This window comes from Clostridium sp. 7_2_43FAA (genome assembly GCF_000158375.2).
Lineage (GTDB): Bacteria > Bacillota > Clostridia > Clostridiales > Clostridiaceae > Clostridium > Clostridium tertium.
On sequence record NZ_JH815222.1, the window covers coordinates 2570330 to 2586712 of the forward strand.

Here is a 16383-nt window from a genome sequence, read left to right on the forward strand (position 1 = left end):
TAACTCTTTCACTTTTCATTCTTTTATTATTCACTATTCTATATTTCTCTCCCAACGGCTGCTGCAATAGCTTTTAATTCATCAAATAATGTTCCGTAATCTTCTGGTTTTATTGATTGTGGACCATCACATAAAGCTTTTGCTGGATCATTATGCACTTCTATTATAAGACCATCTGCACCTACTGCAACTGCTGCTTTTGCAAGAGGTGATATCATAAATCTTTTTCCTGTTGCATGACTTGGATCTACGATAACTGGTAGATGACTTAATTTTTTAATTGCTGGTATCGCGCTTAAATCTAATGTGTTTCTTGTATAAGTCTCAAATGTCCTTATTCCTCTTTCACAAAGAATTACATTTTCATTTCCTCCAGCCATTATATATTCTGCACTCATTAAGAACTCTTCTATTGTTGCAGATAAACCTCTTTTTAATAGTATTGGTTTATTTGTTTTTCCTAATTCTTTTAACAAATCAAAGTTTTGCATATTTCTTGCTCCAACTTGGATTACATCTACATCTCTTTCAAATATCTCAACATCATATGGTGACATTATTTCTGTTACTATAGGTAAGCCTGTTTGATTTCTTGCTATTTTTAATAATTCTAAACCATCATACTCTAATCCTTGGAAACTATATGGTGAAGTTCTTGGTTTAAATGCTCCACCTCTTAAAAAATTTGCCCCTAATTTCTTAACTTCATTTGCAATAAACGTTATTTGCTCTTCACCTTCTACTGAACAAGGTCCAGCTATCATAGCAATTTTATTAGCGCCAATTTCACTACCATTAACATTTACTATCGTATTGTTTGGATGGAATAACCTGTTAGCTTTTTTAAATGGCTCTTGAACATGCATTACCTTTTCTACATTATTATTTGCTTCAATTTTTAGAGGATCTATTTTACTTGTGTCACCTACAAGTCCTAGTATTATTAGTTCTGTTCCTATAACAGGATTAACCTTTACTCCTTGCACTTCTAGTTCTTCTGTAAGTTTTCTTATTTCCTCTTCTGCCGTTTTGGGTTTTAAAATAATTATCATGAATTTGCCCCCCTTTTTATTAATAATTGATAATTAATTATTTAAATTTTTATATTAAAAAAGAGACCTCAAATGAGCCCTCTTAAATAATCAAAATATCTTTATATAAAATATTTGGTTTCTATTATAAACTCATTTGAAAAGAATTATTAATTTTTTTGCAAAATAAATAGCCAGCGCTAAAGAAAAAGCCCCAGAATATAAAGTAAAAAAAGCTATAAAATTTTGCTTGTTTTTCTATAATTCTCTTCATAAAGTCCTCCATTTAATCCAAATTTCTTTACCTAATTATACCAAACCGAAACCTTTTGTCAATATATCGAAAGAGGTTCATATAATTTTAACATTATAATATTGGAGCAATTAATCTTATTAACGCCTCTTTTATCCTTAAGCATCTACCTCTATTATCATATTCTTCTATAGTTACTAAATTACAATCATCAATATCTTTATAGAAAATTTCTTCTTGTTCCTTTGTAAATCTATCATCAAATATAAATGCATTTATCTCAAAATTTAATTGAAAGCTTCTTATATCTAGATTTGCAGTACCAATACTACATACCTTTCCATCAGCAACCATAGTTTTTGAATGTATAAAACCTTTTTGATATCTGTATATCTTGACACCACACTCTATGAGTTCTCCAATATTAGCGCTTAATATCCACTCCATAAAGAAGTGATCTGGTTTGCCTGGAACCATTAACCTAACATCCACTCCAGATAACGCTGCAATCTTCAAGGCTTCTTTCATAGGTTCATCTGGTACTAAATAAGGAGTTTGGATATATACATTTTTCTTTGCATTATTAATTATTTTCATATATGCATTCTTTATATATTCTTCTTTATGGTCAGGCCCTGATGATATTATTTGTATTCCAACATCACCATAGCTTTTTTGTTTATTAAAGTATTTTTCATAACTTTTAAGTTCTCCTTCTGACGCATAATCCCAATCTAGAATAAACCTTTTATTAAGCTCATTTACAGCTTCTCCTTGAACTCTTATATGTGTATCTCTCCAAAAATCAAATTGCTTACCTTTATTTACATATTCATCTCCAACGTTAAATCCACCTACATACCCAACCTGGCCATCTATTACAACAATTTTTCTATGATTTCTATAATTTATACGTATATTAACATATGGTAATATTCCTGGAAAAAACACTGCAAATTTTATTCCTAAGCTTCTTATGTACTTTATATGTTTATTTCTTATGTTCTTAGATCCCATTCCATCAACTAAAAGTCTTACTTCTACACCTTCATCTACTTTTTTCTTTAATTCATTCAATATAGTTTTTCCTAAACTATCTAATCTAAATATATAATATTCAATATGTATGAAATCTTTAGCAGACCTTATGTCATTTATCAAATCCTTGAACTTTTCTTCTCCATTAATGTAACTCTTAATGTTATTTCCAGTTGTATATAATGCTCCTGAATGATTATAATTCATCATTATAAGATCCACATACTCTTTTGATATTCTTTGAGATTTTTTTTCTTCTTTAAATCTTTCAATTAAATCCCTTGCCTTTTTATTATCAGTTACTTTCTTTTCTCTAAATATTTTTTGTCTATTTAGATTTTGGCCAAATATTAAATATATTATAAATCCAATCCCTGGAAGAACTATTAATATTAATAACCATGCCCATGTAGTCGTTGGTTCTTTTCTTTCTATAAATATTAATGATATTGCAGATAAAATATTAATAGTAAAGACTATTAATATTAAAATAGATGCACTCATCTTATCACCTCCAATAATATATCTAATGAATAATTCATTGTTAATTATTCATTATACACTATATATTATAATTATATCCACTTTTTATAATCATTTAAATAGATGATATATTATATTTTGCAAAGTAAAGCATCATCAATGCTTCTTTCACTTTTTCACTCTTTCATTTTCTAATTTAAAAAAGAGTGTTGTATTAACTTAATAATACAACACTCTTTTTAAACTATACCCTATAAGTAATTAGGTAAATTAGTTTTGTCCGAAATATCTGTCTAATAATCCTTTGAATGCTTGTCCATGTCTAGCTTCATCTTTGCACATTTCATGAACTGTGTCATGGATTGCATCTAAATTTAATTGTTTAGCTAATGTTGCTAAATCTTTCTTTCCTTGGCAAGCTCCGTGTTCTGCATTTACTCTAGCTTGTAAGTTAGCTTTTGTATCAGCAACAACTACTTCTCCAATTAATTCTGCAAATTTTGCAGCGTGTTCTGCTTCTTCGAAAGCTATTCTCTTATATGCTTCTGCAACTTCTGGGAATCCTTCTCTATCAGCTTGTCTTGACATTGCTAAGTACATTCCTACTTCTGTACATTCTCCTACGAAGTTAGCTTGTAATCCTTCCATAACTCTTGGATCTACATCTTTAGCAACTCCTACTCTGTGCTCATCTGCCCAAGCTAACTCTCCTGATTGTTCCATGAACTTATCAGCACCTACCTTACATACTGGACATACTTCTGGTGCTGTATCCCCTTCATGAACGTATCCACATACTGTACAAACAAATTTCTTCATAATCTAAACTCCTCCTCATTTATATCTAATTCAATAATTTATCTTCTATAACTTTTATCAAATTCTTTTGATGTTATTATTATATAATAACTATTATCCATTGTAAATATTTAAATTTATTTTTATGAAACTCTAAAAATAAAATATATAAATTATAATTTTTACTATAAACCTTTATATTTAATTAATAATTTAATATATAAAGCTTTATTTTATAAACAAAAAGGGAATTTAACACAAGTTAAATTCCCTTTTATTCCATTTATATATTCTATTATTTTATTCCTACTGCCGCTTCCATATCTGAAATTATAGCATCTATTGCCATTATTCCACTTCCACCAACATACCAAGCTTGTGGATTTACATATACTATATGTCCATCTTGATAAGCTTTAGTTGTCTTTATTAATTCATTTTCTACAGCTTCTTTAACTGATTCCTGAGTTCCAGTTATAGCTCCTCTATCTAAAACAAATAAGTACTCTGGATTCTTTTCTTTTAAATATTCAAATGAAATATTTTGTCCATGATTTGATACTTCTATTTCTGTATCTGCTGGAGTAAATCCGAACTTGCTATAAACCATATCATATCTTGATCCTATACCATAAACTGATAATGAACCTTCATTAAACATTGTCATTAAAGCTGTTGAGTTATTTTCTTTAACTTTTGCATTTACTGCTTCTAGTCTCTTATTTATACTTTCTAATTCAGCTGTAACGCCTTCTTCTTTATTAAATACTTGTCCTAAGATTTTAGCATTATTTTCTGCTGAAGCAAATATATCATTATTAACTGTACCTAAATATAATACTGGAGCAATTTTCTTTAAATCTTCATAATAAGATTCTTGTCTTCCTTCTATTATAATTAAATCTGGTTCTGCTGCATTAATTTTTTCTAAATCAAATTCTTTTAATGTACCTAAATCAACATATTTGTCATCTTTGTATTTATCTAAATATGATGGTAGTGATCCTTTTGGTAATGCTACTGGCTCAACCCCTAACTTACTCATTATATCTAATGAACCGTAATCTAAAACTACAACATTCTTTGGATTAACAGGAACTTCTACTTCACCTTTTTGATCTGTAACAACAATTGTTTTATTTTCTTCTTGTGCTGGCTCTTCAGCTGATTTATCACCTGAGGTACACCCTACTACTCCTACTAATAATAACATAACCATACTTAATATGATTGCAAGTCTTTTTTTCATTGAAAAATACCTCCATTTTTTTGTTTTATATAAATTTTATTTTTTACTAACTAATCTTTTTAGAAATAAATGCATATTTTTTGATTGTTTACTTCTCTAATATTGAAATTCATATCATAAAGACAACTTAAACTATCTTCTGTTATCATTTCTTCTGTTATAGTATGATTAACTAATTTTCCATCTTTTAATGCAACAATAGTATCTGAATAACAAGATGCAAAATTAATATCATGTATAACAATTATTATAGTTTTTCCTAAATCATTAACCATTTGTCTAAGCATCCTCATCATTTCAGCTGAATGCTTCATATCTAAATTATTTAATGGCTCATCTAGAAGTATATAATCTGTATCTTGAGCAATTATCATTGCTATATATGCTCTTTGTCTTTGTCCACCACTTAACTCATCAATATACTTCTCTTGAATGTCAGTAAGCTTCATATAATTTAGCGCATTATCAACAATCTTTTCATCTTCTTTTTTTAATTTTCCTTCACAATATGGAAATCTTCCAAATGAAACAAGTTCTCTAATAGTTAATCTTATATTCAAATTGTTACTTTGCTTTAATATTGATAATTTTTTTGATAACTCCTTAGAGTCCCACTTTTTTATTTCCTTACCATCTATAATAACTTCTCCTGAATCAGAATCCATAAGTCTTGATATTATAGATAAAACAGTACTTTTCCCAGCACCATTTGGCCCTATAAACGAAGTTATTTTACCTTCTTCTATGTTAAAAGAAACATCATCTAAAACTTTCTTACTTCCATAACTCTTACTAATATTTCTTATTTCTATCATAGCTTACTCTCCCTTAATAATAGATTTATAAAGTAAATTCCTCCAATAAAGTTAATTATTATACTTATAGTTGTATTAAAGTTAAATATTCTTTCCACAAAGAATTGGCCTCCAACTAAAGCAATTATACTTATAAGTGTACCAACTATAAGAAGAACTGAATGCTTATAAGTTTTAGTTATTTCATAGGTTAAATTAACAACTATTATTCCTAAGAATGTAATAGGTCCAACTAAAGCTGTTGATAATGAAACTAATATAGCAACAAACATCAGTATTTTTTTACTAAATTTATCGTAATCAACACCTAAGTTTATAGCTTGTTCTCTACCTAATGACATAACATCTAATTTATTAAAATCTTTATATAAGATAATTGCCATTATTGCTAATATTACAATAGAAATAAGTATTATCTTTGTATTAACTAGACTAAATGAGGCAAATAACTTTGTTTGAAGTGCATCAAATTCATTTGGATCTATTAAAACCTGCATGAAAGATGATAAACTCCTAAATAATGTTCCAACAACTGTTCCTACTAATAATAAGAAGAATATATTATTTCTTCCACTTTTAAGAACTACTTTAAATAGAATCATTGCTAAGACTACCATTATGGTACCTGCTGCTAAAAAGTTAATTGTTTTATTAACCATGAATATTGATGTAGATCCAAATATAAAAACTACTATAGTTTGTACTAAATTGTATAAAGAATCTAAGCCTATAATACTTGGCGTTATAATTCTATTATTAGTTATTGTCTGGAATAATAGTGATGCTACTGAAATTGTTCCTCCTGCTATTAATATACCTAATATTTTGGGAATTCTAAGAGACAAATTAAATCTATAATTCTTTGCATTTAATCCCCACACTACAAACAATGTTAGAAATGTTATTGCAATTATTAGCATTATAATTATTTTTTTCTTATTATTTCTCATTATTTATTCCTCCTAAATATTAAATAAAGGAATATTACAGCTCCAATAACTCCAATTGTTAAATCTATAGGAACTTCATATGGTGCAATTATTAATCTACTTATAATATCACAAGCTAAAACAAAGCTTGCACCTAGTAAAGCCACTATAGGCATGTTATTTTTCAGATTGTCCCCTTTCCATATAGAAACTATATTGGGGATTATTAATCCTACAAAAGGTATACTCCCTACCGTTATTACAACCAATGATGAAATTAAAGCTACTATTATAACTCCTATGTTAGTAACTCTTTTATAATTCAATCCAAGACTTACCGACATTTCTTCTCCCATACCTGCTAAGGTAAACTTATGTACATATACAAAAGCTATAATTACTAATGGTATGCTTAAATATAGTATTTCATAGTTTCCTTTTAATACTGTTGAAAAACTACCTTGTAAAAATGCTCCCATACTTTGAGTCAAATTATACTTATATGCAAAAAAATCCGTTATCGATCCTATTACATTTCCTAGCATAATTCCTACAAGTGGAATGAAGATTACATTTTTTATTTTTATTTTCTTTAGTATTATCATAAACATAAAAGTTCCTACCAAAGAAAATATAAAAGATAAAATCATCTTTTGAAATATATTAGCAGATGTAAATATTATTATAGAAAATAGAACTCCAAGCTTTGCAGAGTCTACTGTTGCTGCTGTAGTTGGTGAAATAAATTTATTATTACTTATTTGTTGCATTATTACACCACTTATACTCATGCCCACTCCAGCAACTAATATACTAATTAAACGTGGTAATCTACTTATCATAAGAACCTCTATTTCTGAAGTTCCAATATTAAATATATTTATATTTGATACTCCAACAAATATGGATATTACTGATAGAACAATAGTAATAGCCAATAAAGATTTTTTAGTCATATACTCACTCCCGTTATTTGATAATCTATATCAACTGATTATTATTATATTTGATAAGGATTATCATTGTCAATGCATTTTGGGTAATTTATCTATATTTTTATAAATTAATTAATAATAGCCATATTCTTCATATTTTTTATATTAATTTATTTTTAATATAAAAAATAAGAGTATAATTAATAAAAACCATACTCTTAGCTTAAATTCAATCTCTATATTTATTTACATCCCTTTTTATAGACACCAATAAATTGTTAAGTTCATATATTTCTCCATCCTCTATTAACTTGTTTAATGAACTTTCATATCTACTTGCTTCCGCAAATTTTCCTAGTGATATAAGAGTTAATATATTATGCATAATACTCGAAATTATATCTGATTTTATTTCAAATAACTTTTGAGCATCCTTAATTTCATCTTTAATATCAAGCATTTGCTCATCTAATTCAAAGGCTGCATCAGCTGCTTTTTTTAGCTTTTCTCTTACATTATCCGGAAGCTGCTTCTTATATTTATAATTTAATGAGTGCTCTATTGTAGCCCAGAAATTCATTGCTAAAGTTCTTATTTGAAACTCAGCTAGTATCTCTTTTTGACCTTCTGCCATATTTATTGGATATTTAATTATAACATGATAACTTCTATATCCACTTTCCTTTACTCCTCTAACATAATCCTTTTCGTAAAGAATTTGCATATCTTTTCTTGCTCTTAGTATTTCTACAACCCTATCTATATCATCTACAAATTGACACATTATTCTAATGCCAGCTATATCTTCAATTTCATATTGAAGCCTATCTAAAGGAATTTTAAATTTATTAGCTTTTTCTAGAAGACTAGAAATCTCTTTTACTCTTCCAGTAACAAATTCTATTGGAGAATATTCATTTTTCTTTCTATATTCCTTCCTAATACTTCTAAGCTTTACCTTTAGTTCATCAACAGCCTGTTCATAAGGCATAAAAAAACTTTTCCAATCTTGAATCGCCATATCTTATCACCCTTTTCAAACTTCACCCTAAATATTATATCAAAAATATCAAATTGTGTAATTAAATTATTAAAGTATATACGATAAAATAAAGATTTTATTGCATATAGATAAAAATGTAGCTGATTAATAACCTTTAATTACAGAATATTTCGCACTTAATTAATATATACTATTTCTATTTTATTGTGTACTCAAATAATTATATTAACTATTTTATATCATAATACTATTAATTTTGTAGCTTATTATTTAAAAATGTATATTTTCAAGTTGCATTTTCCACTTTTGTAAATGTTTTAACTACAAATCTGCTATATTATGCTATAATTAGGTATATGTATAATATAGAGGTGATAACTTATGATAAACTCTTTAAAGGGTGCGAACGCTAAAGATTCAATTAAAAAAGACGATAATGTTAATAAAGCAACTAAAAACTTATTTCTTAAAGGAGTAACTTGTCCTGTTTGTAAAAATTCCTTTAGGACACCAACTGTAAAAGTTAATGCCCCTAGGATTACTTCTAGGGATTCTGACTTATTTATAAGATATTCAGTAGAAAATCCATATTTTTATGAAGTATGGTTATGTCCAAGCTGTGGTTACGCTGCTCTTAAAACAGACTTTAATAAAATTAGAGAATTTCAAATAAAACTTGTGAAGGATAAAATTACTCCTAAATGGGTTAATCGTGAATATGATACTCCCTTTACTGAAAAAATTGCAATTGAAAGATACAAATTGGCTTTAGTTAACTCACTCATTATTGAAAGTAAAAATAGTACAAAAGCTATGATTTGTTTAAAAATTGCTTGGATGTATAGGTTGTTAATGGATGAAATTAATGAAAAAAATTATATAAATCAAGCATTAATAGCCTTTAATGATACATTTATAAATGAAAACCTACCAGTGTATGGATTGGATAGATTTTCTATTATGTTCCTAATAGGTGAATTACATAGAAGAGTTGGTGAAGATACATCGGCCTTAAGATGGTTTTCTGAAGTCATTACATCTATAGGTGCGCCCCAAAAAGTAAAAGAAATGGCTCGAGATGGAAAAGATAAAATTAGGAGGTACTAATATGGGTTTATTTTCTAAATCAAAGAAAAAAAATGTAGCGTTGAATGATGTTACTAAAGAAATTTCAGATGACTTTATTTCCAATAATATTAATGAAAAAGAAAATACAAATGAGAATTTTAAAAATGAGATGGTTATGTTAAGTGATACTAGCTCTAGTATATCTAATGCAATTCAAGATGTTAATAACTCATTATCTAACTTAACAACTGCAACTCTTACTCAAGCAGAAGAAATTAATAATGTAAACAATATATTAGCAAACTTTAATAATCATATGGAACAATTAGCTTATAACGTTACCAATGTTCAAATTGCTGTTTTAGATACTGATCAAGTTGCAGATGCAGGCTTAAATACATTTACTGATTTAGATGAATCATTAAAATCTCTACAACATGCTTTCACAATAGTTAGTTCAACAGTAAACTCTCTTGTATCAAAGCTAGAATCAGTAAATACTATAACAGATTCTATAAGCCAAATTGCTAGTCAAACAAATTTACTTTCTTTAAATGCTGCAATAGAAGCTGCAAGAGCAGGGGAAGCTGGTAGAGGATTCTCTGTAGTTGCTGGCGAAGTAAGAAAACTAGCCGAGAACTCAAAGCAATCAGTTGAAAGTATTACTAAAATATTGGATGATATAAAATCTGATATTCTTGATACTTCTAAAGCAATGCAAGCTGGTAATTCAGCAATTGATAATCAACAAAAAACTCTTCTTAGCACTAAGAGTAGCTTTACAGACATAAAGTCATCAATAGGTGATTCAATTCAAGAGATAGATAGTTGCATAGAAAATCTAACTGTAGCTTCTTCTGAAAAAGATAATGTTTTATCTATAATAGAAAGAGTTTCTACGATTTCTCAAGAGCATTCTGCATTATGTGAAGAAATTGCTGCAAATATGGATCTTCAAACTACAAGTTTAGAAAAGCTTGATGACACTATTTCGTCATTAAATAATCAACTTTAGTAACTAAAAGAATCTATATTTCAATAAATAAATGATTTAAAAGGGCCTCGCGAAACGCGAGACCCTTTATAAAAATAAGAAATTAACTTTTTTAAGGAAATAAAGCTTACTTTAAATTGAATAAATTCTATATTAAATAGATTTCTGAGACTGAGCCTTTATTTATTCTAAAATATATTCTTTTCCTTATATAAACAAATTAACATTAGCATCATCTGCTTCACCAAGATAATATCCAACACCACCATAAGTTATTCCATCTATTAACTCTTCTTTTTTAATTCCCATAACATCCATTGACATTGTACATGCTACTATTTCTACTCCATTTTTTATAGCTGCATCCATTAAATCTTCTAATGATTGAATATTTTTATCCTTCATGACTCCTCTAATCATTTTAGCGCCCATTCCACCCATGTTCATTCTTGATAATCCAAGCTTTTTACTACCTCTTGGCATCATCATTCCAAATGCTTTTTCTATTATATTTTTAGGTGTTTTTATTTTTTCAGGCTTTCTAAGAACATTTAGTCCCCAGAATGTAAAGAACATAGTTACCTTTTTTCCCATTGTAGCTGCACCGTTAGCAATTATAAATGACGCAATTGCCTTGTCTAAATCACCACTAAACACAACCATAGATTGACCATTTTTACTTGGAACTGTAGTACAAGTATTAGAAATTTCAGTTCCAGATAGAATTTGATCTGAGCACTTCATAATTGTCGCTTCTATAATTCCTTTATTTTTATCTAAATTCATAAGTCTATTATTAGTTTTCTTAGTCCATGCTTCTATATCTTTGCAAAACCCTTCATCTGATACCTTTACTTTTAAAACTTCTCCATCACTCATATCATCCATAGTTGCTTTTACTTGCATTAAAGGTCCTGGACAAGATAATCCTGTTGCATTTAATTCTCTTACTTTATCAGCTGCTACTTCTTTCATTACAGAATCTCCATTTTCATTGTTATTTATATTATTGTTATTGCTTTCAAAAACTTTTGCTCTATAGTTCCAGTTAACATATGATTTATATCCACCATTTAAGTTTCTAACTTTAAAGCCATTAGCCTTTAATATTCTTGCTGCTATATATCCTCTTATTCCTACTGCACAATAAACTAAAATTTCTTTATCTTTATCTAACTTATCTAAATTACTTCTTAAATCATTAACTGATATATTTATTGAATTTTCTATTTTTCCAAGTTCTACTTCTTGCTTATCTCTTGTATCTAATAAAATTTGCTTTGATTCATCAAATTTATCTAACTCTTCTATGTTTATAACATCGACTAATCCTCTATTTTGGTTTTGAGCTATAAACCCTGCCATATTTGCTGGAGATTTTGCTGACAAGAATGGTGGTGCATATGCAAGTTCAAGTTCTGCTAAATCATCCATTGTTCCACCAAATTTAATTGATGTTGCTATTACATCTATAAATTTATCTACACCTTCATATCCTAATGCTTGTGCTCCTAATATTTTTCCCTCTACATCATATATAACCTTTATTGTTAATGGGGTAGCATCTGGGTAATATCCTGCATGACTCATTGGATGTAGATATACTTTATTAAATTTAATTCCATATCTATTTAAGGTTCTTTCATTATTTCCTGTTGATGATGCAACCATATCAAATATTTTTATTATGGATGTTCCTAAAGTTCCTTTATATGCTGAATTTAATCCAGCTATATTATCAGCTATTATTCTTCCTTGTTTGTTTGCAGGCCCTGCTAGTGGTATAAATGCTTCATTTCCATTTACATAGTCTTTTACAACTACTGCATCTCCTGCTGCATATACTCCATCTTTATTAGTTCTCATATGATCATCTACTACTATGTGGCCTCTTTCTCCAAGTTCTATACCACTATCTCTTATAAATGTAGTATCTGGAGTTACTCCAATTGCTGAAACAACCATATCAACAACTATTTCTTTTCCACTTTCTAACTTAACCTTTATTAAATTATCTACTTCTTCAAATCCATTAACCTTCTCATTTAACATTATACTTATATCATTAGAATTCAGTTCTTTTTCAATTAAACTTGAAAATTCTGAATCAAAAGGTGCCATAACATGTGGTGCTGCTTCCACTAAAGTTACTTCAATGCCTCTTTCCCTTAAGTTCTCTGCCATTTCTATTCCGATAAATCCACCACCAATAACAACAGCTGATTTAGTATCTTTAGCATCTACAAAAGCTTTTACTTTATCTGTATCTGGGACATTTCTAACTGTAAATATTTTTTTACTATCTATCCCTGGTAAGTTAGGTCTTATTGGTTTTGCTCCTGGTGATAAAACTAAATAATCATAACTTTCTTCATATTCTTCATTATTAATTGTTTTTACTTTTACCTTTTTATCTTCTGTATTGATTTGTATAACTTCACTATTAATTCTTACATCTATATTAAATCTATCCTTCATTTTTTCTGGTGTTTGAAGAAGTAATGCATCTCTTTCTTTTATTACTTCACCAACATAATAAGGAAGCCCACAATTTGCAAAAGATATATACTCACCTTTTTCAAACATTATTATCTCTATATTTTCATCTAATCTTCTAAGTCTAGCTGCTGCAGATGCTCCACCGGCAACTCCTCCAACTATTAAAACTTTCTTATTCATTAAAAATCCTCCTAAATTTAGTGATATTCTTTCTTTCTAAAAATCTTTGCATCTATACTTAATATAATATTCATTTAATCAATTATTGTTATATTATAATATTACGATATTAATTTTAAATTTAAAGAACAGCTAATTTATAGCTGCTCAAAATTAACAACCTTTAAATATTAATAACTTAAAAATACTCATAATTTAAAACTAATACCATTTAAATTAAATATAATTCTTATATAAGATCTTTTATAATTTTTTCAGCTCTTTCATCTACCACTTCATATACTATTTCAAGGCCGTTTCTTTCACCTTTAATTATTCCAACACTCTTTAACTTTTGTAGATGTTGAGAAATCGTAGATTGAGGCATACCTAAACAACTATGCATATTAGTTACATTACAAGAACCCTTTTCCAAAAGATTTTTTACTATACAAAGTCTAACTGGATGAGCTAAAACTTTTAAAAATTCTGCTATATCCTCGTATTGTTTATAATTACTGTCCAAGATATCACCTCTTCTCATTTGCATATTAAATACACATATTATTGTTATTTATCTATCAATAATATTACTATATTCAAATTTTAAGATATTGTTACCAAAATGTCAATACTAATTTAAAAAATCCAGTTTTTTATTTTTATTTTTCCTCTTCCAAGCTCTAATATTTCTCTTTTTTCTAATGATTTTAAACTTCTACTTACAACTTCTCTTGAAGAACCTATATCTGCTGCAATTTTTTCATGAGTTGTATAAATTATCTTTCCTCCATTATTATCACTCATTTTTTCTTTAAAATAATTTATAATTCTATTTTCTATACTATCAAATGTAACTTTTTCCAAGCCTTCTACTACAGTTTCAAACTTATCGTATAAATTTTTAAATATATATTTTAAGAAGCTGCTATTATCTAATAAATGTCTCTTAAAAAAATCCATTGGCAATAAAGCAATTACTGCATTTTCTTCTACCTCTGAAAATGAAGTTTCTTCTGATTCAGTTAAAGCACATAATATTGTATTAAAACAATTATCACCCTTACCTAACCTATATAAAGTTATCTCTTTTCCATCATCACCAAGTTTATAAATTCTTATTCTCCCATCTAATATAAATGAAAATCCTATACAACTTTGTTTATTATTAAACATACTTTGTCCGATTTCATAATTGTTTACAATAACTCTTTTAAAAAACTCTTCTAATACCTCTTCACCTAAATCACTTAAAAATGGATAATTTTCTATGATTTCTTTTCTTAATTCCATACCTTTTACCTCATAAAATTCTTTAAAATATAAAATCTCTATATGTAAGCTAATTTACTCATAATTTTACTCGATTTAACCCTCACTAATTAAAATCCACTTGAAAATTCAAAGATGAAAGGCAAAAAAAGTAAAACTAATTTTATTTTAGCTTTACTTTTTTTCTTTATCAATGCTTTTGATAATTATTTTTTATTGTAATCCTAATAAAGTATCTATTCTATTCTTATCAAAACCAACAACTATTTTCCCATTTATATCTAAAACCGGGACTCCCATTTGTCCACTTTTATTTACCATCTCCATAGCAGCTACTCTATTTAATCCTACATTTACTTCTTCATAATTTACATTTTTACTTTTTAAATAATTTTTTACCTTTGTACACCATGGACAAGTATTAGTTGTGTAAACTCTTATATTATTCATTTCTATTTCCTCCAATAATGTATTATTTATTCTATGATATAAGTATATTCTTATTTCTCAAATTTGACTGTAACAAAGTCACAAAACTAATTTTTTCTATAATAAAAAAACATACTTTTATCTCTATAAAGTATGTTTTTACAAGTATATTTTTTTCTCTACTTAATCCTTATATGCGTATATAGTTATACAAATACAATCATATTTAAGCCTAAATATTTAAATCTATTTAGATTTTTATGCTAATATACTTATTTTGATACTAAAAACTTAAGTAATGTATTATTTAATACTTATTAATATCATTTAAAAATAGCTATGGATGTAAATAAGTAAGCGAAAAATCCTATTGTGCAAATAAGATGTGCCTTCTTATATAGCTTAGGCCTTTTAGTTGAAAAGTATCCTGTTACTCCAATAGCAATCATTATTCCAGCAAAACCAATATATTTTATAAAGTCATCTTGTCCTATTTTTTGTATTAATGCAAGACACATTGCTAATACAGATATGCTACCAAGACAAATATGGACTTTTATAAAATTTATCTTTTTTATCTTAAATATCTTAGGCACATAATAAAATAATAGTGATAACATAAAAAATGATGATGATATTCTCTCCATAATTCCTCCAACTAATTTTCTTGTGTTAACTTTTTTATTGCTTTTTCTTCTGGTGCTATTGTTTTGATTCTAAAAATGAAATAGTAGAATTTACATAGTATAAGTACTACAATAACACCTTTCATAAATAAGCTATCTATTAATATTAACGGAAATGCTAACATGAAATCTGCAAAAGCTAAAATACATATTTTTTCTTTTAATGTCATAGATCTTTCTTTTACAAATGATTCTAAATGCTTTTTATATAACTTAGTTCCTATAAACCAAGTATTAAATCTATCTGATCCTTTTGCAAAGCAATATGATGCTAATAATAAAAATGGAGTTGTTGGAAGTATTGGAAATACTACCCCTATAGCTCCCAATACTACTGAAATTAGTCCTACTGTTATATAAATATATTTTTTTATTGACTTCATAATAATTTCTCCCCTCTAATTATTATTTAAGTTAATAAGTCATATGTCTAATTAACTCTATCGGATTATATATAATTAGTCTCGGTCCTGAAAACCTCATAACCTTCTTAATTTTTTCCTTCATATCCTTCTTATAACAATGTATTGGACATTTACCACAAGTACTTTTTTCTTCACCAAATTTGCAATAAGTAAGTCTTTTTAAAGCATACTCAAGTAATTCACTACACTCTGGACATAGTTCTTTTTCCTTATGCTTCTTTTTGCAATATATTTTTATCATAAGCTCTATTGTTCTTTTTTCTCTTTCAATCTTAGTCATACTTCCCCCATGAATTTAATAATCATTATCAGTATAT

Annotated in this window: 17 protein-coding genes; 2 read left to right on the forward strand and 15 right to left on the reverse strand. The window is 27.5% G+C overall.

All coding sequences use genetic code 11. The features are described 5' to 3' along the window. Positions 1-38: 38 nt before the first annotated feature. From aroF to CSBG_RS13585, 8 genes are all read right to left on the reverse strand, one after another. Complete coding sequence (gene aroF, locus CSBG_RS13550) at positions 39-1052, reverse strand: 3-deoxy-7-phosphoheptulonate synthase (protein ID WP_008680408.1); 1014 nt, start codon at positions 1050-1052, stop codon at positions 39-41. Positions 1053-1398: 346 nt separating this feature from the next. After that, positions 1399-2826: a cardiolipin synthase gene (cls, locus tag CSBG_RS13555; RefSeq protein ID WP_008680410.1), complete on the reverse strand. Its 1428-nt coding sequence runs from the start codon at positions 2824-2826 to the stop codon at positions 1399-1401. A 249-nt stretch (positions 2827-3075) separates the two neighbouring features. Continuing rightward, complete coding sequence (locus tag CSBG_RS13560) at positions 3076-3624, reverse strand: NADH peroxidase (RefSeq protein ID WP_008680413.1); 549 nt, start codon at positions 3622-3624, stop codon at positions 3076-3078. A gap of 274 nt (positions 3625-3898) precedes the next feature. Beyond that, positions 3899-4852 (reverse strand): ABC transporter substrate-binding protein, encoded by a 954-nt coding sequence (locus CSBG_RS13565; protein WP_008680416.1) that lies wholly within the window; start codon positions 4850-4852, stop codon positions 3899-3901. A gap of 59 nt (positions 4853-4911) precedes the next feature. Beyond that, a complete protein-coding gene (locus CSBG_RS13570; RefSeq protein ID WP_008680417.1) occupies positions 4912-5667 on the reverse strand; it encodes an ATP-binding cassette domain-containing protein in 756 nt (251 codons plus the stop codon). After that, entirely contained in the window at positions 5664-6617 is a 954-nt protein-coding gene (locus CSBG_RS13575; RefSeq protein WP_008680420.1) for an iron chelate uptake ABC transporter family permease subunit, read from the reverse strand. The genes CSBG_RS13570 and CSBG_RS13575 overlap by 4 nt, the downstream gene beginning before the upstream one ends. Further along, positions 6617-7552: an iron chelate uptake ABC transporter family permease subunit gene (locus CSBG_RS13580; RefSeq protein ID WP_008680422.1), complete on the reverse strand. Its 936-nt coding sequence runs from the start codon at positions 7550-7552 to the stop codon at positions 6617-6619. The genes CSBG_RS13575 and CSBG_RS13580 overlap by 1 nt, the downstream gene beginning before the upstream one ends. A 208-nt stretch (positions 7553-7760) precedes the next feature. Next, positions 7761-8552 carry a GTP pyrophosphokinase family protein gene (locus tag CSBG_RS13585; protein WP_008680425.1) on the reverse strand — a complete coding sequence of 264 codons (792 nt, stop codon included), beginning with the start codon at positions 8550-8552 and terminating at the stop codon, positions 7761-7763. 363 nt (positions 8553-8915) lie between these two features. Between CSBG_RS13585 and CSBG_RS13590 the strand changes: the two genes are divergently transcribed. Beyond that, positions 8916-9641 carry a DUF2225 domain-containing protein gene (locus CSBG_RS13590; RefSeq protein ID WP_008680426.1) on the forward strand — a complete coding sequence of 242 codons (726 nt, stop codon included), beginning with the start codon at positions 8916-8918 and terminating at the stop codon, positions 9639-9641. A gap of 1 nt (position 9642) precedes the next feature. Further along, positions 9643-10617, forward strand: coding sequence for a methyl-accepting chemotaxis protein (locus tag CSBG_RS13595; RefSeq protein ID WP_008680428.1), 975 nt, complete (start codon positions 9643-9645; stop codon positions 10615-10617). Positions 10618-10803: 186 nt separating this feature from the next. Here CSBG_RS13595 and CSBG_RS13600 read toward each other — a convergent pair whose 3' ends face one another. From CSBG_RS13600 to CSBG_RS13630, 7 genes are all read right to left on the reverse strand, one after another. Continuing rightward, positions 10804-13275 carry a CoA-disulfide reductase gene (locus tag CSBG_RS13600; RefSeq protein ID WP_008680429.1) on the reverse strand — a complete coding sequence of 824 codons (2472 nt, stop codon included), beginning with the start codon at positions 13273-13275 and terminating at the stop codon, positions 10804-10806. 229 nt (positions 13276-13504) lie between these two features. Then, a complete protein-coding gene (locus tag CSBG_RS13605; RefSeq protein WP_008680430.1) occupies positions 13505-13780 on the reverse strand; it encodes a metalloregulator ArsR/SmtB family transcription factor in 276 nt (91 codons plus the stop codon). Between the two features lie 113 nt (positions 13781-13893). After that, positions 13894-14547 (reverse strand): Crp/Fnr family transcriptional regulator, encoded by a 654-nt coding sequence (locus tag CSBG_RS13610; protein ID WP_008680431.1) that lies wholly within the window; start codon positions 14545-14547, stop codon positions 13894-13896. Positions 14548-14739: 192 nt separating this feature from the next. Then, positions 14740-14976 (reverse strand): glutaredoxin domain-containing protein, encoded by a 237-nt coding sequence (locus CSBG_RS13615; RefSeq protein ID WP_008680432.1) that lies wholly within the window; start codon positions 14974-14976, stop codon positions 14740-14742. A gap of 302 nt (positions 14977-15278) precedes the next feature. Next, entirely contained in the window at positions 15279-15602 is a 324-nt protein-coding gene (locus CSBG_RS13620) for a hypothetical protein (RefSeq protein WP_008680433.1), read from the reverse strand. Between the two features lie 11 nt (positions 15603-15613). Beyond that, positions 15614-16024 (reverse strand): YbaN family protein, encoded by a 411-nt coding sequence (locus CSBG_RS13625; RefSeq protein ID WP_008680434.1) that lies wholly within the window; start codon positions 16022-16024, stop codon positions 15614-15616. 31 nt (positions 16025-16055) lie between these two features. Further along, positions 16056-16346 carry a nitrous oxide-stimulated promoter family protein gene (locus CSBG_RS13630; protein ID WP_008680436.1) on the reverse strand — a complete coding sequence of 97 codons (291 nt, stop codon included), beginning with the start codon at positions 16344-16346 and terminating at the stop codon, positions 16056-16058. Between the last annotated feature and the right edge of the window lie 37 nt (positions 16347-16383).